We start from the raw sequence: 23,105 nt of genomic DNA, 5'->3' as shown, positions 1-23,105 counted from the left end.
CGCGCCACCTGGCGCTCTGCGGAACGCTCGTGCTGGTCGCATCATGCGGCTGGGCCGGAGCGGAGGAGGGGAACGACGGTGGTGCGCCCGGCGCGCCCACGGGGGTCACCGCCGCGGCGGGCAGCGCGACGAGCGTGCACGTCATGTGGAACGCGACCGCCCGGGCCTCCGTCTACGAGGTGTATCGCGGCACCACGAAGGTCGAGGAGGTGCCGGCGTCGCGGCACATGGTGGATGTCACCAGGCTGCGGCCCGCGACGCGGTACGTCTTCTCCGTACGGGCACGGGACGCCGACGGGCGGCTCGGGCCGCGCAGTGCGGAGGTCCGGACGCGGACACCTGCCGTCGTCGCCGACGACCGCTCCGCGCCGACCCGCCCCTCCGCACCCGACGGCCGGGCGGCCGGCAGCCGGGCGGCCCAGTTGTCCTGGTCCGCCTCGACGGACGACCGGGGCGTGGTGTCGTACGACATCCACCAGGGAGGCACGAAGATCCACAGTGTGGGCGGCGGCCAGACGGCCACGGTGCTCACGGGGCTGCGGCCCGGTACGGACTACGCGTTCACGATCCGGGCCCGGGACGCGGCAGGCAACGTCTCCCCCGCCACCGCCGCCGTCCGGCTCACCACTCCGGGCACGGATGACGGCCGCGGCACCGCCCCGACCGGCTTCCGGGCGACGAGCCACCGCGAGGACGGGGCGTACCACCTCGACCTGGACTGGGTGCCGCCCCGCGTGGACGGCGCGGTCACCGAGTACCAGATCCATCTGGACGGCCGGCCCGCCACGTCCCTGGTGTACGGCGGCGACGCCCCGCGCGAGCGGGCCACCTACAGCTTCTACGCCGGGCGGAAGGCCGGTGTCACCCACCGGGTCCGGATCCGGGCGATGCTGCCGGACGGCAGGTGGGGAGGCTTCTCCGCGGAGCGGGCGGTGACGACGGGCTCGGGGCGCTGACCCGCCTCTCGGGGCGTCGGCCGGAGCGGGAGCCGTCACCTGCACGGGGGCGCTCGGGGTGCGGAAGGGGCCGCGGGCGCTTTGGCTGACCCAGAGGCAGCACGGACGTTCCCCGACCCTCGGCGGCGCAAGGATGTACCGCCAACCGTGCCGCCGGAGGGCAGTCCACATGCGCAACTCATCGCCAGTTCTCCGCTCCGGCCTGACCGTGGCAGCCGCTGCCGCGCTGCCCCTCGCCCTGGCCTCGGTGCCCGCTGTCGCGGACCCGGGCATCTCCGTGAGAACCACGGGGTCCACGGTGTCGGTCACGACCAGTTCGTGCACCCAGATCAACGGCAGCTGGGGCAGCGCCTCGCTTCTCACCAGCAGTCAGGGCAGCTTCGCCCAGGGCCGCCAGGTGACCCTGTCGGGGACGACGACCAGTCAGTCCGCCGCCTGGTCGGGCGTCTCCCCGGGGACGTACACCGTCATCGTCGTCTGCTCGGACGGCACCACCGCGGGCACCCAGTCCGTCGTGGTCTCCACCGCCCCCTCCCCCTCGCGGACCGCCTCCCCCTCCGTCTCGCCGTCCCGCGGCGTCATGGGCGGGGTCGGCGGCAGCACGACGGACTACGGAACCATCACGTTGGTGGCGGGCGGCACTCTGGTCGGCGCGGGCCTCCTCGGGACGGCCTGGTACCTGCGCCGGCGCAACAAGCCGTACCGGCTCTGACCCGGTACGGACGGCGGCCCGCTCTCCCGAAGCGCTCCGGTCGGGCGGGCCGCCGTCATGTCGTGATCGCGCCGGACCGGCGGCCGTGCCCCGTCGGGCTCGCCCTCGTTCAAGCCGGCTCGGCCGGGCCGCCGTCCGGGAGTTCGGCGAAGTCCGTCAGCGCGCGCCTGAGCCACTGGGTCCAGAAGGTCTCCAGATCGATGCCGGCCCGCAGCACCAGGTGCCGCAGCCGGACCTCGGCGCTGTCCCGGTCGGGTGGGAAGTCGCGCTTCTCGATCTCCTCGTACTCCGCCAACTGCCGTTCGTGCAGCTCCAGATGGCGTCGCAGATCGGCTTCGAGACCCGCCGTGCCGACCACGGCCGCCGCCCTGAGCCGCAGCAGCAGCGTGTCGCGATGCGGCTTGGGGTCCTGGGATGCGGAGGTCCAGCGGGCCAGCTCGGCGCGGCCCGCGGGCAGGACCTCGTAGCTCTTCTTCTGCCCGCGGGCCGGCTGCTCGGACGGCAGGGCCCTGATGAGGCCGTCGGCCTCCAGTTTCCCGAGCTCGCGATAGATCTGCTGGTGCGTCGCCGACCAGAAGTAGCCGATCGACCGGTCGAACCGGCGCGTCAGCTCCAACCCCGACGACGGCTTCTCGAGCAGGGCGGTGAGGATCGCGTGCGGGAGTGACATGACCTCATCCTAGGGACGCGAAACCCGCACTAGAGGGCGGCCGCCAGCTCCGTACCCTGCTTGATGGCGCGCTTGGCGTCCAGCTCGGCCGCCACGTCGGCACCGCCGATGAGGTGCGTGCTGCGCCCGGCGGCGAGCAGCTCCTCGTACAGGCCGCGGCGCGGCTCCTGGCCCGTGCACAGCACGATGGTGTCGACCTCCAGGACCGTGCTCTCCTCGCCGACGGTGATGTGCAGTCCGGCGTCGTCGATCCGGTCGTAGCGCGCGCCCGGGACCATGGTGACGCCGCGGTGCTTGAGCTCGGTGCGGTGGATCCAGCCGGTGGTCTTGCCGAGGCCGGCGCCAACCTTGGAGGTCTTGCGCTGGAGCAGGTGGACGGTGCGCGGCGGGGCGGGCCGCTCGGGCGCGGCGAGTCCGCCGGGTCCGCGGTAGTCCATGTCGACGCCCCACTGGCGGAAGTACGTCGCCGGGTCCTCGTGGGCCTTGTCGCCGCCGTCGGTGAGGAACTCGGCGACGTCGAAGCCGATGCCGCCCGCGCCGAGGATCGCGACCCGGTCGCCGACGGGGGCGCCGTCGCGCAGGACGTCGAGGTAGCCGACCACGCTGGGGTGGTCCACGCCCGGGATCTCGGGGGTGCGCGGGGTGACGCCGGTGGCGACGACGACCTCGTCGAAGCCGTCGACGTCCGCGGCCGTGACGAGGGTGTTCAGCCGGATGTCGACGCCGTGCCAGTCGAGCTGGGTGCGGAAGTAGCGCAGCGTCTCGTCGAACTCCTGCTTCCCGGGTACCTTGCGGGCGACGTTGAGCTGCCCGCCGATCTCGCTCGCCGCGTCGAACAGCGTCACCTCGTGCCCGCGCTCGGCGGCCGAGACCGCGCAGGCCAGCCCGGCCGGACCGGCGCCGACGACCGCGACGCGCTTGCGCAGCCGGGTCGGGGAGAGCACCAGCTCGGTCTCGTGGCAGGCACGCGGGTTGACCAGGCAGGAGGTGATCAGACCGCTGAAGGTGTGGTCGAGGCAGGCCTGGTTGCAGCCGATGCAGGTGTTGATCGCCTCGGGCCGGCCGGCGGCGGCCTTGGTGACGAAGTCGGGGTCGGCGAGCATGGGGCGGGCCATCGACACCATGTCGGCGGCGCCCTCGGCGAGCAGCTCCTCGGCGAGTTCGGGGGTGTTGATGCGGTTGGTGGTGACGAGCGGGACGGACACCTCGCCCATGAGCCGCTTGGTCACCCAGGTGTACGCGCCGCGCGGCACGGAGGTCGCGATGGTGGGGATGCGGGCCTCGTGCCAGCCGATGCCGGTGTTGATGATCGTCGCCCCGGCGGCCTCGACGGCCTTGGCGAGGGTGATGACCTCGTCGAGCGTCGAGCCGCCCGGGACGAGGTCGAGCATGGAGAGCCGGTAGATGACGATGAAGTCCTCGCCGACGGCCTCGCGCACCCGGCGCACGATCTCCAGCGGGAAGCGCGTGCGGTTCTCGTACGAGCCGCCCCAGCGGTCGGCGCGCTGGTTGGTCTGCCGGGCGATGAACTCGTTGATGAGGTAGCCCTCGGAGCCCATGATCTCGACGCCGTCGTAGCCGGCCTGCCGGGCGAGACGGGCGGCGCGGGCGTAGTCGTCGATCGTCCGCTCGATGTCGGCGTCGGTGAGCTCGCGGGGCGGGAAGGGGCTGATCGGCGCCTGGACCGGGCTCGGCGCGACGAGGTCCTTGTGGTAGGCGTACCGGCCGAAGTGCAGGATCTGCATCGCGATCCGCCCGCCCTCGCGGTGCACGGCGTCGGTGATGACCCGGTGCTGCTCGGCCTCCGCCTCGGTGGTGAGCCTGGCGCCGCCCTCGTAGGGCCGTCCCTCGTCGTTCGGGGCGATGCCGCCGGTGACGATCAGGCCCACTCCGCCGCGGGCGCGGGCGGCGTAGAAGGCGGCCATGCGCGCGAAGCCTCCCTCCGCCTCCTCCAGGCCGACGTGCATGGAGCCCATGAGGACCCGGTTGGGCAGGGTCGTGAAGCCCAGGTCGAGGGGGGTCAGCAGGTGCGGGTAACGGCTCATCGGGCCCTCCGTGCGCGGTGTCGTGCCTGTAGTTGTAGAGGACTACCGACGGTTTATGCAACTAGTTGCACAAGGTGATGGAGGGCACAGTAGGGGCATGACCAGGGACCTTGGGCCGCTGTCCGCGGTGGTGGATCTCGCGGGCGAGCTCATCCGCCGCCCGAGCCGGGCCGGCCTCGACGAATGCGCACCCGTCCTGGCGGTTCTGGAGGACTGGCTCACCCGCCACGGGCTGCCGAACCGCCGACTGCACGACGGCGCGCGCCGCCCGGTCGCGCTGCTGGTGGAGATCGCGGGCGGCCGGCCCGGGCCCTGGTGGGCCCTGGACGCGTGCGTCGACACCGCCCCCTACGGCGACGAGACGGCCTGGTCCTTCCCGCCCACCGCCGGGGACGTCGTCGACGGCCGGCTGCGGGGCCGGGGCGCAGCCGACTCGAAGCTCGCCGCCGCCCTGTTCTGCCACCTCGCGGCCGAGGTGCACGGCCGGGCCGCCGGACTGCGCGGCGGACTCGCGGTGCTGCTCGACGCCGACGAGCACACGGGTGGCTTCGGGGGCGCCCGGGCCTACCTCGCCGACCCGGACGCGGTCCGCCCGGCCGGGGTGATGATCGGCTACCCGGGTTTCGACGAGGTCGTGGTCGGCGGACGCGGACTGTGGCGGGCCCGGATCGCCGTCCACGGGACGTCGGGGCACTCCGGGTCGCGCCGGCCCGTGCTCGGCGCGGTGTCGCGGGCGGCACGCCTCGTAGGGCTGCTGGACGCAACCCCGCTGCCCGGGGCGAGCGGGGCATTCCCGTTGCCGCCGAAGCTGACGGTGACCTACTGCCACGGCGGTGAGGGCTTCTCCGTCGTCCCGGACCGCTGCGAGATCGGCGTGGACGTCCGCACCACGCCGGACTTCGACGCCCGCGCCGCCGAGCACCTGGTCAGAGCGGCGGTGACCGGACTGGACGGGGAGCTGCCGTCCCCGCGGCCGACCGAGGTCACGGCGGTGGCGTCCTGGCCGCCGTACCGGCTGGCGCGGGACGAGCAGCCGGCCGCCGCGCTCCTGGGCGCCGCGGCCGGGCAGGGACTGCGGGTGCGGGCCAGGACGGCCGGCCCGTCGAACATCGGCAATCTCCTGGCGGGCGAGGGCATCCCCGCCACGGCCGGTTTCGGCCTGCCCCACGAGGGGCTGCACGGCGTGGACGAACTCGTGCACCTGGCGGAGCTGCCCGCGGTGCACGCCGTCTACCGGCGTGCCGTCCGGGACCTGCTGACGCGGTGAGCGGCGCTCACCTGCTCTGCAGGCGCACGTGCAGCTCCTTCTCCTGGTCGCCGGAGGCCGTGCTCAGATCGTGCACGTCGAACAGCGAGTCCAGGGTCGTGCGGAATCGTTCGATCGCCCAGTAACCGCCGTGCAGGTCGGCCTCCACGGAGGACGACAGGTGGACCGGCCGCGCGCCCTCGTGCTCGTCGGCGACGTCGAAGGTGCCGAGCCAGACGGTCGGGCGGGTCTCGTGCAGGTCCTCGGGCACGTCGTCGGCGCACCGGTCGGACTCGAAGCAGGAGCACAGCGCGTCGAACACGATCCGGGCGTCGTGCTTGCTGCACCCGCTGATCTCCACCGAGACGGAGTGCGGGTGCGGTCGCTCGTGGTCCATCGCCATCGTGAATCGCTCCTCTCGCGGCCACCACATGCCGTATCCGCCCCTACCCCAGCAAAGCACCACCTTCCGGCGAGCACTACCGGCGGTGCCCACTCCGCGGTGACGCGTTGCGGGCAGCCCGCGCCGGGGTGGGAGATGGTGGAAGGTGGCGGAAGGGGCCTCGGGGCAACGGCTCCGCGCGGTAGAACATGGGGTGTCGGCACACGACGGCGTGCCGTGAGGACGGCGAAGGCGGGGCGTGGGATGAATGCAGCCGGGTCTTTCGAGTCCAGGGCCGAAGGTCCGGTACGCGGATCCGTGCGCCCGAGCGGCCTGCTCGACGTGCTGCGCGTGGCCTCGGTGGTCCTGGACGCCGAGGGCCGCATCGTGCTGTGGAGCCCGCAGGCCGAGGAACTGTTCGGCTACGAGGCCCGGGAGGCGCTCGGGCAGTACGCCGCCCGCATCATGGTCCACGAGCAGCACGTCGACCTCGTGGTCAAGCTGTTCGCCGACGTCATGGGCACCGGGCAGAGCTGGGCGGGGGCCTTCCCGATCCGCCGCAAGGACGGCGGCACGCGGTTGGTGGAGTTCCGCAACATGCGGCTGCTGGACGACCAGGGCGACGTCTACGCGCTGGGGCTGTGCGCCGACCAGACGACCGTGCACCGTCTGGAGCGGGAGGTGGCGCTGTCGACGCGGATGATCGCGCAGTCCCCGATCGGGCTGGCCGTGCTGGACACCGAGCTGCGGTACGTCTCGGTCAACAAGGCACTGGAGGAGATCAACGGCGTGCCGGCCGAGGAGCACCTCGGCCGCACGGTCCGCGAGGTGGTGCCGCGGATGGACGTCGAGGCCCTGGAGACCGCCACGCGCCGGGTACTGGAGACGGGCACACCGGTCGTCGACCAGGCCACGATCGGCCGCACCCCGGCCGACCCGCACGAGGACCACGCCTGGTCGGTCTCGCTGTACCGGCTGGAGAACGCCTTCGGGACCATCCTGGGCGTGGCCGTGTCGATCGTCGACGTCACCGACCAGTACCGGGCGGGCATCGAGGCCGAGGCGGCGCGGCGGCGGCTGGCCCTGATCGCCGACGCCTCGGGCCGGATCGGCACCACGCTGGATCTGGACCGCACGGCCCGTGAGCTGGCCGAGGTGGCCGTGCCGGAGCTCGCGGACATCGCGGCCGTCGACCTGCTGGACGCGGTGGTGCAGGGCCGGCGCACGAGCCTCGGCCCGGCCGAGGCCGCCGTGATCCGGGCGCTGGCGGTCGAGGGGTACGACTCCGCCGAGGCGCTGGAGGCGGCCGACCCTCCCGGGCAGGTCGCCCGGTACGCCCCCGACCGGCTTGTCACCCAGTGCGTGCGCACGGCCGCCCCGGTGATGCTGCCGGAGGTCAAGGGCGAGGACCTGGACCACATCGCCCGTTCCTCCGAGGCGGCCGAACTGCTGGGCCGGGCCGGGGTGCACTCCTATCTGGCGGTGCCGCTGATCGCGCGCGGCGAGGTGCTGGGCGCCCTGGATCTCAAGCGCACCCGCAATCCGCTGCCGTTCGGCGAGGACGACCTGATGCTGGCGCGGGAGCTGGCCGCCCGGGCCGCCGTGCAGATCGACAACGCCCGCTGGTACCAGAGCGCTCGCGAGACCGCGCTCACGCTCCAGCGCAGCCTGCTGCCCAGCCATCCGCCGGTGACGGGCGGGCTGGAGGTCGCCTCCCGCTACCAGCCGGCCGGGGCGACGAGTGAGGTCGGCGGCGACTGGTTCGACGTGATCCCGCTGGACGGCGGCAAGACGGCGCTCGTCGTGGGCGATGTGATGGGCAGCGGCATCCCCGCCGCGGCGGCCATGGGGCGGCTGCGCACGGCGACCAACACCCTCGCCTCCCTGGATCTCGACCCGAACGTGCTCCTGGAGCACCTCGACAAGATCACCGCGGGCCTGGAGCAGTCCATCGCGACCTGCGTCTACGCCGTCCACGACCCGCATCTGCGGCAGTGCAGGATCGCCAACGCCGGACATCTGCCGCCGGTGCGCGTCCGGGCCGGCGGGCCGCCGGAGCTGCTCGACCTGCCGACCGGGGTGCCGCTCGGCGTGGGCGGTGTCGCCTTCTCCACGACCACCGTCGACCTCGAACCCGGCGACCGGCTGGTGTTCTACACCGACGGCCTCGTCGAGACCCGGCGCGACCCGCTCGACGAACGGCTCGACACGCTGCTTTCCCTGCTCGACGGACCCGACCGGCCACTGGAGGAGGTCTGCGACCTCCTCCTGCGCACGCTGCACGAGCCGGACAACTTCGACGACGTGGCCCTGCTCATCGCACGGGCGACCGCACCGGCTTGAGGGCTCGGGTGGCGGGTCCTACGCCCGGACGCCGATCACCACCTGGGCGTTCCACTCCCGCGACACGGCCGGCCGGGTCGTGAGGCCGTTGCGTTCGAAGGTGTCGACGGCGGCCGGGGCCTGGTGCCGGCTGGTCTCCACCAGGACGCAGCCGCCGGGAGCGAGCCAGTGGGGCGCCTCGGCCGCGACCCGCCGCAGTACGTCGAGGCCGTCCGTACCGCCGTCGAGGGCGACCAGCGGCTCGTGGTCGCGGGCCTCCAGGGGCAGCAGCCCGATCTCGTCGCTGGGCACGTAGGGCACGTTGGCGGCGAGGATGCCGACGCGGCCACGCAGCGCGGCGGGCAGCGCCTCGAACAGATCACCCTGGTGGACATGGCCGCCCGCGGCGGCGACGTTGCCGCGGGCGCACCGTACGGCGGCCGGGTCGATGTCGGCTGCGTGCAGTTCGACGCGGCCGAGGGCGGCGGCCAGCGCCGCTCCGACGGCACCCGAGCCGCAGCACAGGTCGACGACGACGGTGGCGTCGGGCGCCTGCTCCAGGGCCTGCTCGACCAGGAACTCGGTGCGCCGGCGGGGCACGAAGACCCCGGGGGCGACGGTGATGCGCAGACCCCGGAACTCGGCCCAGCCGACGACGAGTTCGAGGGGCAGGCCCGCGACACGGCGCTCGACCATGGCGACGGCCTCGGCCGGGGTGCGCGCGGCGGTGAGGATCAACTCGGCCTCGTCCTCGGCGAAGACGCACCCCGCGGCGCGCAGGGCGGCGACGACGGAGTCACGGGAGGAGGGGCCGGACGGGGGAAGTGCGGAGACGGACGGCATGCGGCCAGTAGCCTTTCGGGAGCCGAAGGGCGCTCCGGCGATCGCCTACGACCGGCGATCCGCGCGACATCGAGAGGAGAGCACCCGAGCTGACACAGCGGTGATGGGGCTCACCTCCTCGGCTTCCGACGACGGGGTCCCTCCCCGGCCGGACGGCAACCCTACCCGACGGGCAGGCCGCCCGGTACGGCGATCGGCCGCCCGCCCGGCAGGTGGTTGAGTCATGCAACCATGGAGGGAGTCGAGCCGCACGCGGTGAGAGGGAGGTCCCGTGCACACCGCCGACGCCGTGGAGACCATCCAGCGGGAGATGACGGTCTTCGCCCGCCGCGCCCGTGCCGCGGCGGGCCGGATGCATCCCGAGCTGTCGCTGGTGTCGTACACGCTGCTGGGGCATCTGGAGGAGAGCGGGGGATGCCGGGCCACCGACCTGGCCGCCCACTACGCCCTGGACAAGTCCACCGTGAGCCGCCAGGTGGGAGGGCTGGAGCGCGCCGGCCTCATCGAGCGCCGACCCGACGCGCGGGACCATCGCGTCCAGGTGGTGCACCTGACGGACACCGGGCGGCACCTCCTGGCGCAGGTCACCGAGAGCCGCCGGGCGGCCTTCCGTGAACGCCTGGCCGACTGGCCGACGCAGGACCTGAACCGGTTCGCGGACTACCTCGTGCGCTACAACGCGCGGCCCGGTCCCGATCGGCAGGCCTAGACACCCCCGCACGTACGGTTGAATACGCACACACTGAGCACACCGGTCCGGCGGGGCACCGTCGGACCGGCCCGGAGGCACCACCGCATGCACATCACCCGAGGCTTCACCGGGCGTCCGCGCGTCGCCGATCCCGGTCTGCCGCCCGGCCAGTACGACGCCGGCGAGGACTGGCCCGTCCTGTCCGCCGAGGTCACTCCCGAACTGGCACCCGCCGACTGGACCTTCCGCGTCGACGGGCTGGTGGCCGAGCCCCGCACCTGGGACTGGGAGGAGGCGCACCGGCTGCCGCCGTCGGCGTACGAGGGCCCCATCCACTGCGTGACGAGCTGGTCGAAATTCGGGGTGCGGTTCTCGGGCGTGTCCCTGGACGCGTTCCTGGAAGTGGTCCGGCCCCAGGCAGCGGCCACCCATGCCGTCGCCTATTCGCACACCGGCTACACGGCCAATCTCCCGCTCACCGACCTGACCGGCGGGCGCGCGTGGATCGCCTGGGAGTACGACGGACGACCCCTCGCCCCCGAGCACGGCGGCCCGGCACGGCTGCTGGTGCCGCACCTGTACTTCTGGAAGAGCGCCAAGTGGATCGCGGGTCTGCGGATCCTCGACCACGACGAGCCGGGCTTCTGGGAGCAGAACGGCTATCACGAACGGGGCAACCCGTGGGAGGAGCAGAGGTACTCCGGTGACTGAGACCTTCGTGCCTCCCACGCGGTTCGCCGTGCCCGGACGCGTCGAGGTGAGCGAGCGGGCAGCCTCCGCGTGGCGGATCGCCACGCTCACCGAGATCCGCCGCGAGACCCCCCGCGCCGCCACCTTCCGACTCGCCGTGCCCGGCTGGCCGGGGCATCTGCCCGGCCAGCACCTGATGGTGCGGCTGACCGCCGAGGACGGCTACGCGGCCCAGCGCCACTACTCGATCGCCTCCGCGCCGGACGACTCGGGGCATGTGGAGCTGACCCTGGACCATGTCGAGGGCGGCGAGGTCTCGGGCTGGTTCCACACCGTCGCCCGGCCCGGTGACCGGGTCGAGGTGCGGGGCCCGGTGAGCGGCTTCTTCGCCTGGCCGGGCGACCGGCCCGCCCTCCTCATCGGCGCCGGCTCCGGCGTCGTACCGCTGATGTCGATGGTCCGCCACCACCGGGCCCGGAACCTGACCGTGCCGCTGCGGCTGGTGGTGTCCGCCCGCAGCCCCGAGGAGCTCATCTATGCCCGGGAGTTCGGCGCCGAGACCACGCCCGTCTTCACCCGGAGCGCGCCGGAGGGTGCGGCAGTGGGACGTATGGCGGCCGCACATGTGGCGCCGCTCCTGGCCCAGCGGCCTTCCGGTGGGTGGGAGGCCTATGTGTGCGGCTCCAACTCCTTCGCCGAGCACGCCTCCCGACTGCTCGTGACGGCCGGTCAGCCGGTGGACCGGATCCGGATCGAGCGTTTCGGCTGAACTCGCTGTTCTGCCGCTGTTTTGCCGTGGTCGCGCCGGGCACCCAGCCGGGGGTCCGGCACGCCGCTCCTCCCGTCCGCACGGCCCCGGAGCGATCGAGGGGCGCGGGGGGACCCCGTCGGTGTGGGCCTTCGCACGCGCGGCGTGACACGGAGGCAGAGGCGGCGCACCGCAGCCGGTCCGGCCCCGGGCCGCGGTGAGGGCGAGGAGGTGGGCATGCGCACCCGGGTACGCGGCTGGCGTTGGCGGCGCAGTCCGCTGCGGCGCCGGTCGGACGCCGTCGAGGCGTGGACGCGGCTGGTGGTCGCCGTCCTCATCCTCGTGGGCGCGCCCCTGGCGGGGGTGGCGGCCGCCTCGTGGGCCCACGACGAGGCCCGGTCGGTGTCGGCGGAGCAGCGGGCCGAGCGACATCGCGTCCGGGTCGAGGTGGTCGGCCGGAAGGGCGACACGCTGGCGGCGGTGCAGGCCGGCCGGCAGTACACGTACCGGGCGACCGTGCGCTGGACGGAGCCGGGTGGAGGCACGCGCACCAGCACGGCCCGGGTGCCCGCGGACGCCCGGCGGGGCGAGGCCGTGGACGTCTGGTTCGACCGGCAGGGGCGGAACGTGATGCCGCCGATGGACGACACGGCCGTCTGGCAGCACACCCTCACGCTCGGGACCTGCGCCGCGGGCGGTGCGGTGCTCGTCGTGCTCCTCGGCCACCTCCTGGTACGCCGGATGGCACTGCGCCGCCGCCTGGCCGAGTGGGACCGGGCGTGGGCCCGCACGGAACCGCGGTGGACGCACCGCCGCACGTGAGACACGGCGGCATCCGCACGGCCGTGCCCTCACGACCACCAGGTGACCCGACCACCCGCGCACGACACCCTCTGCGGCACTCTCACCCGTGATCTCGCTCTCCGGCCCGTGACCAGGCATGACCTGCTCCGGCAGGGCAGCACTCCGCAAGCCAGTCCCGGATAAAACCCTGGCCAGTCCTCCGACCACCGCCGTAGTGTGATCATCCGCACCGCCCCTGTAGCCGCTCCTCACCCAAGGTGGTCACGCATGGCCCTGTTCGACCTTCCTCTCGACGAACTCCGCGAATACCGCAGTGCGGCCACCGAGCCGGAGGACTTCGACGCGTTCTGGTCCAAGACCCTCCAGGAGGCGCGTCGGCACGAGCTGGACGCCCGCTTCGAACCGGTCGACACGGACCTGTCCACCGTACAGGTGTTCGACGTGACGTACGCGGGCTTCGGCGGCCATCCGGTCAAGGGCTGGCTCACCCTGCCGGCCGGCGCGGACGGTCCGCTGCCGCTGGTCGTGGAGTTCGTCGGTTACGGCGGAGGGCGCGGCCTCCCGCACGAGCACCTGCTCTGGGCGTCCTCGGGCCGGGCGCACTTCGTGATGGACACCCGCGGACAGGGCAGCGCCTGGGGCGGGGGCGGCGGCACGGCGGACCCGGTGGGGGGTGCGCCCGCGTACCCCGGTTTCATGACGCGCGGCATCGACGCCCCGGAGGACTACTACTACCGCCGGGTCTACACGGACGCGGTGCGTGCGGTGGAGGCGGCCCGTTCGCACCCCCTCACCGACCCGGCGCGCACGGTGGCCGTCGGTTCCAGCCAGGGCGGCGGCATCACGATCGCGGTCGGCGGTCTGGTGCCGGACCTGGCGGGCATCGCCCCGGACGTGCCGTTCCTGTGCGACTTCCCGCGCGCGACGACGATCACGGACCGGCACCCGTACCGGGAGATCGGCCTCTACCTCAAGACGCACCGCGGCCGCGCCGAGGACGCCCTGCGCACGGTGTCGTACTTCGACGGCGTCCACTTCGCCGCCCGCGGCCGGGCTCCCGCGCTCTTCTCGGCCGCATTGGAGGACCAGACCTGCCCGCCCTCGACCGTCTTCGCGGCCTTCAACGCCTGGAGCCACGAGGACAAGACGATCGAGGTCTACGACTTCAACGACCACGAGGGCGGCGGCCCCTTCCAGCAGGCGGCCAAGGTGCGCTGGATGCGTTCGTACATCTGATCCGGCCGTTCCCACCCGGCGGGCTTCCTCCTGGTCCGACCAGTCGGTACGTTCATCGCGCCCGGACCGCGACACAGCGGCCCGGGCCGAGGACCGTCGGCGGAGGGGGCTCATGTCCGGGAACGAGACACAGGTGCACGGTCACTGTGACGCGCGGTTCACCGCGGTGCGCAGGGCGTTCGAGGACAACTTCCGGGAGCGGGGTGAACGGGGCGCCGCGGTGGCCGTCACCGTCGGCGGCGCGACCGTGGTGGATCTGTGGGGCGGCTGGGCGGACGCGGCGCGCTCCCGGCCGTGGGAACGGGACACGCTGGTCAACGTCTGGTCCACCACCAAGGGACCGGTGGCGCTATGCGCACACCTCCTCGTCGACCGGGGTCTGCTGGACCTGGACGCGCCGGTGGCCGTGTACTGGCCCGAGTTCGCGGCGGCGGGCAAGGAGAAGGTTCTCGTCCGGCATCTGCTGTCCCACCGCGCCGGCCTGGCCGGCCTGCGGGAACCGCACTCGCTGGAGCAGCTCTGCGACTGGGAGCTGACCACACAGCGGCTCGCGGCGACCGAACCGTGGTGGGAACCGGGCACCCGGTCCGGCTATCACGCGCTGACGTACGGCCATCTGGTCGGCGAGGTCGTCCGGCGGGTGTCGGGACTGCGGCCGGGGGCCTTCCTGGCGCGGGAGGTGACGGGGCCGCTCGATGTCGACTTCCACATCGGCCTGCCGGTGCGGGACTCGGGCCGGGTGGCCGAGCTCATCGCGCCGGCGGCCCCGGCAGGCAGCGAACAGGCGTCGGTTTTCGCCCAGTTGGCGCCCGCGGCGATCGCCGCCCTGACCAACCCGGCGGTGTCCGCAGAGGTGGCCAACACACCCGAGTGGCGGGCCGCCGAGATCCCGGCGGCGAACGGGCACGGCACCGCACGTGCGGTCGCGTCGCTGTACGGCGTCTTCGCGGGGCTCGGCTCCCACGGAGGGCATCGCCTGCTGTCCCGCGAGGCGGCCGAGCGGGTGCGCGAGGGGCAGGGCAGTTGCCGGGACCTGGTGCTCGGCGCCGGCTTCGAGCACGAGACGGAAGTGGGGCTCGGGCTCTGGCTCAGCGGACCCGACGGCTCCTACGGGCCCAACCCGCGTGCTTTCGGACACGACGGCTTCGGCGGCTCCTGCGGGCTCGCCGACCCCGAGGCGGGCGTGTCCCTCGGCTATGTGATGAACCGGATGGGCCCTCATATCGCCAACGACCCGCGGAAGACGGCCCTGGTCGACGCCCTGTACAGCGCGCTGTGAGGGCGGGCCGGTTCCGGCCGGACCGCCCGGCCGTCCTTCCCGGCTGGTCGGTGCCCCCGACTGCGTCACACACTTCTCCGTGACCGACTTCACCGAGGACCCGCGGCGCATCGACGTGCCGACGCTCGTCGCGCACGGGGACGACGACCGGATCGCGCCGATCGCCGCCTCGGCCCACCGGGCGTCCCGGCTCGTGAAGGACGCGGCACGGACGGTGTACCCGGGCACCCCGCACGGCCGGGTCGGCGACTACGAGAAGGCGTTCGACGACGATCCGCCGGACTTCCTGCGCGGCTGACGAGCACCTGCCGCGGGGCGGCGTCGCGGGGCCTACGGGGTGTCCGGCAGCCTGGCCATGACGAGCCGCACCCGGGGGCTCCCGTCGGGGCGCCGCCCGAACTCCTCCAGCGCGTGGAGCTCCACCCGGAAGCCGGCCGCGGCGAGTGCGCGCTGTACGTCCGCGAGGCGGAACGCGCGGTAGTACATGACGAACGCAGGGCGCCAGAGCGCGTTGCGCACCCGCATCACGGTGTCGAAGCCCAGCAGTGTCCAGTAGCCGAGGGAGGCGGGGCGGGGCGGCGCGACCAGCGGGAACGCGAAGCGGCCGCCCGGCCGCAGGACGGAGCGGACCTGTGTGAACAGTCCGGGCAGTTCGCGGGGCAGGAAGTGCCCGAAGGCCCCGAAGCTCACCACCAGGTCGAAGGCCGGCGCGAAGGGCAGGGCGCGCGCGTCGGCCCGGACCCAGGAGACCGGCGGACCCTGCGGCCCGACCCGCTCGCGTGCGACGTCGAGCATGCCCGCGCTGAAGTCGACGCCCGTGACGCGTTCCTCGCACAGCCGCGCGAGGACGCCGACGCCCGCACCGGTGCCGCAGCACAGGTCGAGCCCGGCGCCGAAGGGCCCCGTCCGCCGCAGGGCGGAGCCGACGGCGTCGAGGACGGCGTCGGGAGTCCGGAAGGGCGTGTGATCGAACTTCGGCGCAAGGAGGTCGTAACCGTGCTCGACGGACGACAGCGCCTGGACGGCGAGCTCACGCAGACGGGGTCCTTCGGGGCTGAACATCGGCTCAGCCTAGGCGAGCCCGCTGCCGCAGGGCGGCGAGGACGCGTGCGCACCAGCGGAGGTTCTCCTCCTCGAAGCCGATGCCTCCCATCAGCGTGAGGTACGGGCCGACGCGGTCGGCCCCCCGCAGGTACTCCTCCTCGCTGCGGCCGGCCAGGAGGCGCTCGCGGACGCGGAGGTAGCGGGCGAGTTTGGCGCGGGCCCACGCGGCGCGCTCCTCGACCAGCGCACGGGTCGCCCCGGGGTCCGCGCCGTCCATCGCCTGGATCTTGATGAGGAGTTCGTCGCGGATGGCGGTCGGCCGCCGGGGCGGTGTGGCGGCGAACGCGTCCAGGTCCTCGCGGCCGGCCTCGGTCAGCGTGAACATGCGTTTGTCGGGCCGCCGTTCCTGGCGCACCACCCTGGCCTCGATCAGTCCGTCCTGCGCGAGGCGCTCCAGTTCCCGGTAGAGCTGCTGGGGGGTGCACGCCCAGAAGTTGGCCAGCGACACGTCGAACACCTTGGACAGCTCGTATCCCGAGGCCTCGCCCTCCAGGAGCGCCGCCAGGACGGCGTACTTGAGAGACATGTGGACACCGTACCAATGTTTGACTAATCTACTCCGCACTTACTCAACGAATTGACTAGGCGGTTTCGATGCGTGCATTCCGCGAGGCGGTCGAGAAGCTCGACCTCGACGCCGCCGAGGCGCTGCTGGCGCCGGACGTCGTCTTCACCAGCCCGGTCGTGTTCAAGCCGTACGCCGGCAAGGCGATCACGGCGGCGATCCTGCGCGCGGTGTCCGGGGTCTTCCAGGACTTCCGCTACGTGCGCGAGATCAACGACGTGAACGGCCGCGACCACGCCCTGGTCTTCACCGCGCGCGTCGGCGACCGGGAGATCGACGGCTGCGACTTCATCCACGTCGACGAGAACGGGCTCATCGACGAACTCACCGTGATGGTGCGCCCGTTGTCCGCGGCCCAGGCGCTGGCGGCGGCCATGGGCGCGCAGTTCGAGCGGATCGCCGAGGAAGCGCGGACCCGCTCGCTCTGAGCGACGGGTCCTACGGCCCTTTCCCGCGTTCCCCCGGCGCCCGCGGCCGGTTCAGGGTTGGATGTCCTCATGACGTCCGCCGAGCACGACCGGCTGATGCGGGCCAACCAGGCCAACTGGGACGCCCGCACGCCCGTCCACCTCGCCAGCCGGTTCTACGGTCTCGACCAGGACCCCGACCCGGAACGCTGGTTCGCCCCGTTCGAGTGGGAGGACCTCGGCGAGCTGGCCGGGCGTGACGTGCTGCATCTGCAGTGCCACCTCGGCACGGAGACGATCGCCTTCGCCCGGCGCGGTGCCCGGGCCGTCGGCCTCGACTTCTCCGAGGCATCCGTGGCGGCCGCCCGGGACATCGCGGCGAGGGCCGGCGCGGACGTGACGTACGTCCGGGCGAACGTGTACGACGCCGTCGAGGCCCTGGGCGGGCGGCGGTTCGACGTCGTCTACACCGGCAAGGGCGCGCTGTGCTACCTCCCGGACCTGGACCGGTGGGCGGAGGTCATCGGCCGGCTCCTGCGCCCCGGCGGGCGGTTGTACGTTGTCGAGTTCCATCCCCTGCTCAACTCGCTCGGGCCGAAGCCCGCACCGGACGAGGGCCCCGAACTGCTGCTGCGCCACGACTATCTGGGCGGCGCGGGCCCGGTGCACCGCGACGGGACCCATACCTACACGGACGGTCCGGCCGTCGAGGGCGCCACGGACAGTTACGAGTGGATGCACGGAATGGGCGAGGTCGTCAATGCGTTGACGGATGCGGGACTCGCCGTGCGGCGACTGCGGGAAGGCGACGAACTTCCCTGGCCGCGCTGGGCGCGGATGGTCCGTACGGAGTCCGGCTGGTGGCGGCTGCCCGAGCCGCGCATCCCGTTGCTGTACGGGCTGCTGGCCACCCGCTGAGGTAGCCCACCCAGGATCGACTGCCCACGTCCACCGCTGTCGGTGGTACAATCCGAGCAGCACTCGTGCACGCCCCTTCGTGTGGGCGCCGGTGCCGGTTCCTCACCTCTCTCCTTCATTTCCAGCGTCGACGCGTTCCGTCGTGTCCGAGGCGCTGTTTCCCCGCCGCCCGGAGGCGTGCCACAGCCCCCTCCCCTCGCGGCCCTCTCCCCCCTTGCCTTCGCATGTCTCATGCCTGCCGTCCGTGAAAGGACACCACCACCATGACCACCACACTCCAACAGCCGTCCGCGCGGCAGCAGACGCCCGCCCGGGCCGTGTCCGGCGTCCTCGACATCGACGCGAACGGAAGGGGACACCTGCGCCCCGAGAACTGCCTGCCCACACCCGCCGACGCCGCGGTCTCCCCCGCGCTGATCCGCCGGTACGGCCTGCGCAAGGGCGACTTCGTCGAGGGCGTGCCCGGCGACCGGCGCGCCCTGACCGATGTCACACGGATCGACCACCGCACACCCGTGGACCTGCGTGGGCGGCGCCACTTCCACGACCTGACGCCGCTGCACCCGCACGAACGCCTGCGGCTCGAACACCCCGCCGCCGGACTGGCCGGACGCGTCCTCGACCTTGTCGCGCCGGTCGGCAAGGGCCAGCGCGGACTCCTCGTGGCCCCGCCCAAAACCGGCAAGACCGTCCTCCTCCAGCAGATCGCGGCCGCCGTCAGCGGCAACCATCCCGAGTGCCGGCTGATGACGCTGCTGCTCGACGAGCGGCCCGAGGAGGTCACCGACATGCGGCGCTGTGTGCGGGGCGAGATCTACGCCTCGACCTTCGACCGCGGCCCCGAACAGCACATCGCGCTCGCCGACCTGGTGATCGAGCGCGCCAAGCGGCTCGTGGAGGCCGGCGAGGACGTCGTCCTCCTCCTCGACTCCCTGACCCGGCTGTGCCGGGCGCACAACAACGCGGCCGCGTCCGGCGGCCGCATCCTCACCGGGGGTGTCGACGCGTCCGCGCTGACCGGCCCCAAGCGGTTCTTCGGTGCCGCCCGGTCGGCCGAGGAGGGCGGTTCGCTCACGATCCTCGCGACCGCTCTGGTGGAGACCGGCTCCCGGGCCGACGACTACTACTTCGAGGAGTTGAAGAGCACCGGGAACATGGAACTGCGCCTGAGCCGGGACCCGGCGTCCCGACGCGTGTTCCCGGCCGTCGACATCACTCCCTCCGGCACCCGCCGGGAAGAACTCCTGCTGCGTCCGGCCGAGTTGACGGCCGTCCACGGGCTGCGGCGCGTGCTGCGGGGCCGCGACGGGCAGGGCGGCCTGGAGACCCTTCTCGAGCGCATGCGCGAGACACCGGACAACGCGACGTTCCTGCGGCGCGTCCAGCCGACCCTGCCCTCGGACTGACGGGCCCCGGGGAGCCACCGAGCAGTCGAGAAAGCGCCCCTCCCCGGCGCCGAGGGTGTGTCGATCCCGGCGCCACCGGACCTTGCGCGGGCGCGTGGGGCGTGGTCGCCGAGGACGCGGCGGACGGCCGGAGGGCAGGACACAGGAGATCATCCATCCGGGTGCTGGTGCGGGGAGTGCGGCCCCGTCGTCACCGCGCGGAGCATGTCCGTTTTCTACGTTGATCATATGATCATCGGATTCTCTTCCCGGGCGGCCGTATCGGCCGGTGCGCTCTGCGTGGCAGGGCTCCTGGCGCTGATGCCCACGGCGGCGGCCGATCCCGGCGGGGCCGAGCCCACTCCGCCGGGCGGGCCGAGGGCCGCGGCCCCCCACCCCTCGCTGCTGTACCGCCCCGGCACCCAGGTCCGCCCGCGCGCCGGGGCGCCCCGCGTCCCGGAGGTCTCCGCCCTGTCCTGGCTGGTGGCCGACGCCCGTACCGGCGAGGTGCTGGCCGCCCGCAACGCCCACCGCAAGCTGCCCCCGGCCAGCACCCTGAAGACCCTGTTCGCCCTCACCGTGCTGCCCGGGCTGCCGGCGGGCATCCGGCACACGGTCCGCGCGCGGGAGCTGCGGGGCATCGGTGCCGGCAGCAGCCTGGTCGGCGTCGCCGAGGGCCGTACGTACCGGATCGGCGACCTGTGGCGGGGTGTCTTCCTCAACTCGGGCAACGACGCCGTGCACGTCCTGGCCGAGCTCAACGGCGGCTGGCGGCTCACCGCCGAGCGGATGCAGGCCAAGGCCCGGTCCCTCGGCGCCTTCGACACCCACGTGGTGTCACCCGACGGCTACGACGCGCCGGGCCAGGTGTCGTCGGCGTACGACCTGGCGCTCTTCGGCCGGGTGGGGTTGCGCAACCCCGACTTCGCCCGGTACTGCGCCACGGTCGAGGCCAAATTCCCCGGCGGCGGCACCTGGTCGTACCCGATCCGCAACACCAATCGGCTGCTGAGCGGGGCCGACGGGGTGAAGCCGTACCGGGGGCTGATCGGCATCAAGAACGGCTACACCAGCAAGGCCGGCAGCACGCTCGTGGCCGCGGCGCGGCGGGACGGGCGCACCCTGGTCGTGACGGTGATGAACCCTCAGGAGGGCGGCGGGTCCGCCGTGTACGAGGAGGCGCGTTCACTGCTCGACTGGGGCTTCACGGCGTCCGGGAAGGTACGGGCGGTGGGCTCGCTCGGCGCGCCGCCGACCCGGGCCAGGCCGGCGACGCCGCCGCCCGCCGCCGAGGCGGCGGCCGTCCCGGAGGGGCGCGACTCCGCCTGGACGGAGGCGACGCTGATCGCGGGTGCCGCCGGCACCGGCGCGGCCGTCGTGGTGCTGGTGCTGCGGCTTCCGGTCCGTAGACCCGGGCGGGACTGACCCACCGGCAGCCACAGCAGCAGCCCCAGAGTGATCCAGGCATAGGTGTTGCTGCCCAGGAACCCGTCGACACCTGACGGGTCGTCGAACCACAGCCACACCACGCTGGTGCACAGCACCGCGTACAGGGCGCCCGCGACCCGCGGGCGACCCGCGCGGACCAGCACGGCGAAGGACGGCAGCAGCCACACGAGATGGTGCACCCAGGTGACCGGGCTGACGAGACAGGCCGCGAGGCCGGTCAGGGCGAACGCCGCCGCCCAGTTCCCCGCGGCGACCGCCCGGCGCGTCCGGAGCGCCCACATCACAAGGACCAGCAGGACCGCGACCGCCCACACCGCGCGGTCCGGTTCACCGAGCCGGGCCAGGACGCCCTGCACCGACTGGTTCGAGACGTAGCCGAGACGTCCGACGCGGTCGGTGTCCCACAGTGCCTCGGTCCAGTAGAACCGCGAGGCGTCCGGGTCCACCCCCGCCGCCAGGGCCGTGGCGGCGAGGGCGACGGCCGTGGCGACAGCGGCCGCGCGCCACCGTCGGGCCACCAGCAGCAGGCCGATGAACAGGGCGGGCGTGAGCTTGATCGCGGCCGCGAGCCCGATGCCGGCACCCGCCAGGCGTCCGCGTCCGGTGGCGAGCAGCGTCGCGTCGACGAGGACGAGGGCCAGCAGCAGAAGGTTGACCTGGCCGAAGCCGACGGTGTCGCGGAGCGGTTCGAAGAGGGCGAGCAGACAGGCGATCAGGGCCCAGCCGAACCAGCCGGGGCGCCGCCGGTCCGCTCCGGCGAGCAGGCGCAGGATCACGGCCAGGGCGGCCAGATTGAGCAGCAGGGCGGCGGCGATCGCGGTGTGAAGGCCCAGCAGGGCCATCGGCAGCATGGCGACCGCGGCGAAGGGCGGGTAGGTGAAGCCGTACGTCGTGCCGGGCACCCGGTAGTCGTAGAGGCGGCCGCCGTGGTGGACCCAGGTGTCGATGCTGCCGTAGTAGACGCGCAGGTCGAACCAGTCGCGCAGCAAGGGCACGGTCGCGGTGAACGCGGTCACCAGCGTGGCGAGGGCGAGCACCAGCAGCAGCCGGCCGCGATCGGTGCGGGGCAGGGCCGGGGTCATGCCGCGCGTCCCGGCACCGGGGCGAGCTCGGCCTGGTGGGCCTGCCACAGTACGACGACCGCGAGTGCGCCGCCGGAGACGGCGAGCACGAGCTGCCCCGTGTCCGCCGGGCCTCCGCTGGGCAGGACGCACAGCGCGAGCACCCCGGTCACCGCCGCCATGCGGTGGCGTACGGACGTACTGGGTGTGGCGGCGGCGATGAGGAACAGGCCCCACAGCGCGTACCAGGGGCGGATCGCCGGGCCGAGCGCGGCCACGGCCGCCAGGGACAGGCCGAGCGCGTACACCGGCCGGGGGCGCAGCCGCAGCCAGATCAGCACGCTCGCGACCACGGCGGCCATGATGCCCAGCGCGTGCCAGGCGGGAACGGCCAGGGGCGCGAGATCGCTGCCCAGGTGCTCCAGCAGGGCCCGGGTGGCGCGGCCGAGGAGCGTGGTCAGGGCCCAGTTCCCGGGTGAGACGGGCGTGTCGAGCGCGCCGACCCAGCCGTATCCGGTGCCGGCGGCGGCCGTCGCGGCGGCGGTGGTCGCCGCTGCCGCGGCCGTGGTGGTCACCAGGGCCTTGGCCGGGCTGTGGCCCGCGCGGATCTGGAGGACGACGACGGCGGCGAGTCCGAGCACGGCGGGCGCCTTGACCAGGGCGGCGAGGGTGACGAGGACGGCTCCGAGAACCGGCCACCGGCCGAGCGCCGCCACCAGGCCGACGCCGAGCAGGCCGAGCATGACGGCGTCGTTGTGGGCGCCCGCGACCAGGTGCAGCAGGACGAGCGGGTTGAGGGCGCCGAGCCACAGGGCGGCGGACGGGTCGGCACCGCTGTGCCGTGCGAGGCGGGGCAGCGCGGCCGCCATCAGGGCCACGCCGGCGAGGGCGACGAGCCGCATGCCGAGCAGCCCGGCGGGCAGTTCGCCGTGGGTCAGACCCGACAGCCCCGCCGCGACGGCGAGGAACACCGGGCCGTACGGGGCGCCCGTGTGCGCCCACAGCGGGGCGACCTCATCGGCGAGCGGACCGCCGAGCCGGGACGGCCCGTGCGCGTACACGTCCATGTGCGCCTCGACCATCGCGCCCTGGGCGAGGTAGCTGTAGACGTCCCGGCTGAACAGCGGCGGGGCGAGCAGCAGCGGGGCCGCCCAGGCGGCGAGGACGAGCAGCAGGGCGCGGGGGGCGGGTGGTCTGGGCTCGCGGACCACCCGGCCCAGCAGCGCCCAGGCCGCGATCAGCAGGACGACGCCGAAGTACGCCCCGACCAGGCCGAGGGCGGCGTGAACGGAGGCCGGGTGGAGGAGGTCCGCCACGGGCAGGGCACCGGCCGTCTCACCGCCCAGGGCGAGGCAGGCGGTACCGGCCAGCCCGAGTATCTGGCAGCGGCGGAGATCGACGGGGAAAGCCATGGCCAACACTCGGGCAGCGTGTCAACGGCGGATGGCCGGAAGGGGGCGCTGCTCTCTCCGGGGGACGGCCTGCGCGTGACCGGCCGGTGATCGCCGGCGGATGAGTTCCCACCACGGCGGACGTTCTACCGGCGCCAGTGCCCCCACGGACGGCCTGCGGGGCCTGATGGCGCCCACCCT

Annotated in this window: 22 protein-coding genes and 1 pseudogene; 15 read left to right on the top strand and 8 right to left on the bottom strand. The window is 73.5% G+C overall.

Going from position 1 to position 23,105, the window contains the following annotated elements:
- Positions 1-29 precede the first annotated feature (29 nt).
- Entirely contained in the window at positions 30-956 is a 927-nt protein-coding gene (locus tag QNO09_RS06095) for a fibronectin type III domain-containing protein (protein ID WP_283969006.1), read from the top strand.
- A gap of 169 nt (positions 957-1,125) precedes the next feature.
- Positions 1,126-1,668 (top strand): hypothetical protein, encoded by a 543-nt coding sequence (locus QNO09_RS06090; protein ID WP_283969005.1) that lies wholly within the window; start codon positions 1,126-1,128, stop codon positions 1,666-1,668.
- 109 nt (positions 1,669-1,777) lie between these two features.
- Here QNO09_RS06090 and QNO09_RS06085 read toward each other — a convergent pair whose 3' ends face one another.
- Both QNO09_RS06085 and QNO09_RS06080 read right to left on the bottom strand, forming a co-directional pair.
- Complete coding sequence (locus QNO09_RS06085) at positions 1,778-2,338, bottom strand: PadR family transcriptional regulator (RefSeq protein WP_283969004.1); 561 nt, start codon at positions 2,336-2,338, stop codon at positions 1,778-1,780.
- A 29-nt stretch (positions 2,339-2,367) separates the two neighbouring features.
- On the bottom strand, positions 2,368-4,383 hold the full coding sequence (locus tag QNO09_RS06080) for an FAD-dependent oxidoreductase (RefSeq protein ID WP_283969003.1): 2,016 nt from the start codon (positions 4,381-4,383) through the stop codon (positions 2,368-2,370).
- A 97-nt stretch (positions 4,384-4,480) separates the two neighbouring features.
- On the opposite strand from QNO09_RS06080, the gene QNO09_RS06075 reads away from it, so the two are divergent.
- On the top strand, positions 4,481-5,650 hold the full coding sequence (locus QNO09_RS06075) for a M20 family metallopeptidase (RefSeq protein WP_283969002.1): 1,170 nt from the start codon (positions 4,481-4,483) through the stop codon (positions 5,648-5,650).
- Between the two features lie 7 nt (positions 5,651-5,657).
- Here QNO09_RS06075 and QNO09_RS06070 read toward each other — a convergent pair whose 3' ends face one another.
- The gene (locus QNO09_RS06070; RefSeq protein WP_283969190.1) at positions 5,658-6,026 is read right to left on the bottom strand and encodes a hypothetical protein; all 369 of its coding nucleotides are present in this window, start codon (positions 6,024-6,026) and stop codon (positions 5,658-5,660) included.
- A 249-nt stretch (positions 6,027-6,275) separates the two neighbouring features.
- Here QNO09_RS06070 and QNO09_RS06065 point away from each other — a divergent pair, with 249 nt between their 5' ends.
- Positions 6,276-8,354, top strand: a complete 2,079-nt coding sequence (locus QNO09_RS06065; RefSeq protein WP_283969001.1) for a SpoIIE family protein phosphatase — start codon at positions 6,276-6,278, stop codon at positions 8,352-8,354.
- Between the two features lie 18 nt (positions 8,355-8,372).
- Here QNO09_RS06065 and QNO09_RS06060 read toward each other — a convergent pair whose 3' ends face one another.
- Positions 8,373-9,176, bottom strand: coding sequence for a putative protein N(5)-glutamine methyltransferase (locus QNO09_RS06060; protein WP_283969000.1), 804 nt, complete (start codon positions 9,174-9,176; stop codon positions 8,373-8,375).
- A 310-nt stretch (positions 9,177-9,486) separates the two neighbouring features.
- Here QNO09_RS06060 and QNO09_RS06055 point away from each other — a divergent pair, with 310 nt between their 5' ends.
- The 7 genes from QNO09_RS06055 to QNO09_RS06025 all read left to right on the top strand — a co-directional run bounded on the left by QNO09_RS06055 (position 9,487) and on the right by QNO09_RS06025 (position 14,922).
- Positions 9,487-9,885, top strand: coding sequence for a MarR family winged helix-turn-helix transcriptional regulator (locus QNO09_RS06055; protein WP_451522742.1), 399 nt, complete (start codon positions 9,487-9,489; stop codon positions 9,883-9,885).
- A gap of 87 nt (positions 9,886-9,972) precedes the next feature.
- Positions 9,973-10,578: a sulfite oxidase-like oxidoreductase gene (locus QNO09_RS06050; RefSeq protein ID WP_283968998.1), complete on the top strand. Its 606-nt coding sequence runs from the start codon at positions 9,973-9,975 to the stop codon at positions 10,576-10,578.
- Complete coding sequence (locus tag QNO09_RS06045) at positions 10,571-11,326, top strand: ferredoxin reductase (RefSeq protein ID WP_283968997.1); 756 nt, start codon at positions 10,571-10,573, stop codon at positions 11,324-11,326. The genes QNO09_RS06050 and QNO09_RS06045 overlap by 8 nt, the downstream gene beginning before the upstream one ends.
- A gap of 216 nt (positions 11,327-11,542) precedes the next feature.
- On the top strand, positions 11,543-12,127 hold the full coding sequence (locus tag QNO09_RS06040) for an Rv1733c family protein (protein ID WP_283968996.1): 585 nt from the start codon (positions 11,543-11,545) through the stop codon (positions 12,125-12,127).
- A gap of 249 nt (positions 12,128-12,376) precedes the next feature.
- Complete coding sequence (locus tag QNO09_RS06035) at positions 12,377-13,345, top strand: acetylxylan esterase (protein ID WP_283968995.1); 969 nt, start codon at positions 12,377-12,379, stop codon at positions 13,343-13,345.
- Between the two features lie 112 nt (positions 13,346-13,457).
- A complete protein-coding gene (locus tag QNO09_RS06030) occupies positions 13,458-14,624 on the top strand; it encodes a serine hydrolase domain-containing protein (RefSeq protein ID WP_283968994.1) in 1,167 nt (388 codons plus the stop codon).
- Between the two features lie 79 nt (positions 14,625-14,703).
- Entirely contained in the window at positions 14,704-14,922 is a 219-nt protein-coding gene (locus tag QNO09_RS06025) for a serine aminopeptidase domain-containing protein (RefSeq protein WP_283968993.1), read from the top strand.
- A 32-nt stretch (positions 14,923-14,954) separates the two neighbouring features.
- On the opposite strand, the gene QNO09_RS06020 is transcribed toward QNO09_RS06025, so the two are convergent.
- Together QNO09_RS06020 and QNO09_RS06015 are read right to left on the bottom strand one after the other, a co-directional pair.
- On the bottom strand, positions 14,955-15,686 hold the full coding sequence (locus QNO09_RS06020) for a class I SAM-dependent methyltransferase (protein WP_283968992.1): 732 nt from the start codon (positions 15,684-15,686) through the stop codon (positions 14,955-14,957).
- A gap of 4 nt (positions 15,687-15,690) precedes the next feature.
- Positions 15,691-16,254, bottom strand: coding sequence for a PadR family transcriptional regulator (locus tag QNO09_RS06015; protein WP_283968991.1), 564 nt, complete (start codon positions 16,252-16,254; stop codon positions 15,691-15,693).
- 68 nt (positions 16,255-16,322) lie between these two features.
- Here QNO09_RS06015 and QNO09_RS06010 point away from each other — a divergent pair, with 68 nt between their 5' ends.
- From QNO09_RS06010 to QNO09_RS05995, 4 genes and pseudogenes are all read left to right on the top strand, one after another.
- Positions 16,323-16,721: a nuclear transport factor 2 family protein gene (locus QNO09_RS06010; RefSeq protein ID WP_283968990.1), complete on the top strand. Its 399-nt coding sequence runs from the start codon at positions 16,323-16,325 to the stop codon at positions 16,719-16,721.
- Positions 16,722-16,790: 69 nt separating this feature from the next.
- On the top strand, positions 16,791-17,618 hold the full coding sequence (locus QNO09_RS06005; RefSeq protein WP_283968989.1) for a class I SAM-dependent methyltransferase: 828 nt from the start codon (positions 16,791-16,793) through the stop codon (positions 17,616-17,618).
- 263 nt (positions 17,619-17,881) lie between these two features.
- On the top strand, positions 17,882-19,024 hold the full coding sequence (rho, locus tag QNO09_RS06000; RefSeq protein ID WP_283968988.1) for a transcription termination factor Rho: 1,143 nt from the start codon (positions 17,882-17,884) through the stop codon (positions 19,022-19,024).
- Positions 19,025-19,228: 204 nt separating this feature from the next.
- Positions 19,229-20,089, top strand: a pseudogene (locus QNO09_RS05995) (D-alanyl-D-alanine carboxypeptidase family protein); the annotation flags it as partial.
- A gap of 59 nt (positions 20,090-20,148) precedes the next feature.
- On the opposite strand, the gene QNO09_RS39665 reads toward QNO09_RS05995, so the two are convergent.
- Both QNO09_RS39665 and mptB read right to left on the bottom strand, forming a co-directional pair.
- A complete protein-coding gene (locus QNO09_RS39665; RefSeq protein WP_349636949.1) occupies positions 20,149-21,534 on the bottom strand; it encodes a glycosyltransferase 87 family protein in 1,386 nt (461 codons plus the stop codon).
- The gene (gene mptB / locus QNO09_RS05985; protein WP_283968986.1) at positions 21,531-22,925 is read right to left on the bottom strand and encodes a polyprenol phosphomannose-dependent alpha 1,6 mannosyltransferase MptB; all 1,395 of its coding nucleotides are present in this window, start codon (positions 22,923-22,925) and stop codon (positions 21,531-21,533) included. The genes QNO09_RS39665 and mptB overlap by 4 nt, the downstream gene beginning before the upstream one ends.
- Positions 22,926-23,105: the final 180 nt, after the last annotated feature.

It is taken from the genome of Streptomyces sp. 378 (genome assembly GCF_030124145.1).
Classification (GTDB): domain Bacteria; phylum Actinomycetota; class Actinomycetes; order Streptomycetales; family Streptomycetaceae; genus Streptomyces.
Note: the sequence above shows the minus strand (reverse complement) of the source record. Positions and strands in the feature narration are given on the sequence as shown.

Excerpts from the sequence above, each read along its gene's own strand:
- QNO09_RS06090 (WP_283969005.1), top strand. The coding sequence starts at position 1,126 with ATGCGCAACTCATCGCCAGTTCTCCGCTCCGGCCTGACCGTGGCAGCC.
- QNO09_RS06085 (WP_283969004.1), bottom strand. The coding sequence starts at position 2,338 with ATGTCACTCCCGCACGCGATCCTCACCGCCCTGCTCGAGAAGCCGTCG.
- QNO09_RS06080 (WP_283969003.1), bottom strand. The coding sequence starts at position 4,383 with ATGAGCCGTTACCCGCACCTGCTGACCCCCCTCGACCTGGGCTTCACG.
- QNO09_RS06075 (WP_283969002.1), top strand. The coding sequence starts at position 4,481 with ATGACCAGGGACCTTGGGCCGCTGTCCGCGGTGGTGGATCTCGCGGGC.
- QNO09_RS06070 (WP_283969190.1), bottom strand. The coding sequence starts at position 6,026 with ATGGACCACGAGCGACCGCACCCGCACTCCGTCTCGGTGGAGATCAGC.
- QNO09_RS06065 (WP_283969001.1), top strand. The coding sequence starts at position 6,276 with ATGAATGCAGCCGGGTCTTTCGAGTCCAGGGCCGAAGGTCCGGTACGC.
- QNO09_RS06060 (WP_283969000.1), bottom strand. The coding sequence starts at position 9,176 with ATGCCGTCCGTCTCCGCACTTCCCCCGTCCGGCCCCTCCTCCCGTGAC.
- QNO09_RS06055 (WP_451522742.1), top strand. The coding sequence starts at position 9,487 with ATGACGGTCTTCGCCCGCCGCGCCCGTGCCGCGGCGGGCCGGATGCAT.
- QNO09_RS06050 (WP_283968998.1), top strand. The coding sequence starts at position 9,973 with ATGCACATCACCCGAGGCTTCACCGGGCGTCCGCGCGTCGCCGATCCC.
- QNO09_RS06040 (WP_283968996.1), top strand. The coding sequence starts at position 11,543 with ATGCGCACCCGGGTACGCGGCTGGCGTTGGCGGCGCAGTCCGCTGCGG.
- QNO09_RS06035 (WP_283968995.1), top strand. The coding sequence starts at position 12,377 with ATGGCCCTGTTCGACCTTCCTCTCGACGAACTCCGCGAATACCGCAGT.
- QNO09_RS06030 (WP_283968994.1), top strand. The coding sequence starts at position 13,458 with ATGTCCGGGAACGAGACACAGGTGCACGGTCACTGTGACGCGCGGTTC.
- QNO09_RS06020 (WP_283968992.1), bottom strand. The coding sequence starts at position 15,686 with ATGTTCAGCCCCGAAGGACCCCGTCTGCGTGAGCTCGCCGTCCAGGCG.
- QNO09_RS06015 (WP_283968991.1), bottom strand. The coding sequence starts at position 16,254 with ATGTCTCTCAAGTACGCCGTCCTGGCGGCGCTCCTGGAGGGCGAGGCC.
- QNO09_RS06010 (WP_283968990.1), top strand. The coding sequence starts at position 16,323 with ATGCGTGCATTCCGCGAGGCGGTCGAGAAGCTCGACCTCGACGCCGCC.
- QNO09_RS06005 (WP_283968989.1), top strand. The coding sequence starts at position 16,791 with ATGACGTCCGCCGAGCACGACCGGCTGATGCGGGCCAACCAGGCCAAC.
- rho (WP_283968988.1), top strand. The coding sequence starts at position 17,882 with ATGACCACCACACTCCAACAGCCGTCCGCGCGGCAGCAGACGCCCGCC.
- QNO09_RS39665 (WP_349636949.1), bottom strand. The coding sequence starts at position 21,534 with ATGACCCCGGCCCTGCCCCGCACCGATCGCGGCCGGCTGCTGCTGGTG.
- mptB (WP_283968986.1), bottom strand. The coding sequence starts at position 22,925 with ATGGCTTTCCCCGTCGATCTCCGCCGCTGCCAGATACTCGGGCTGGCC.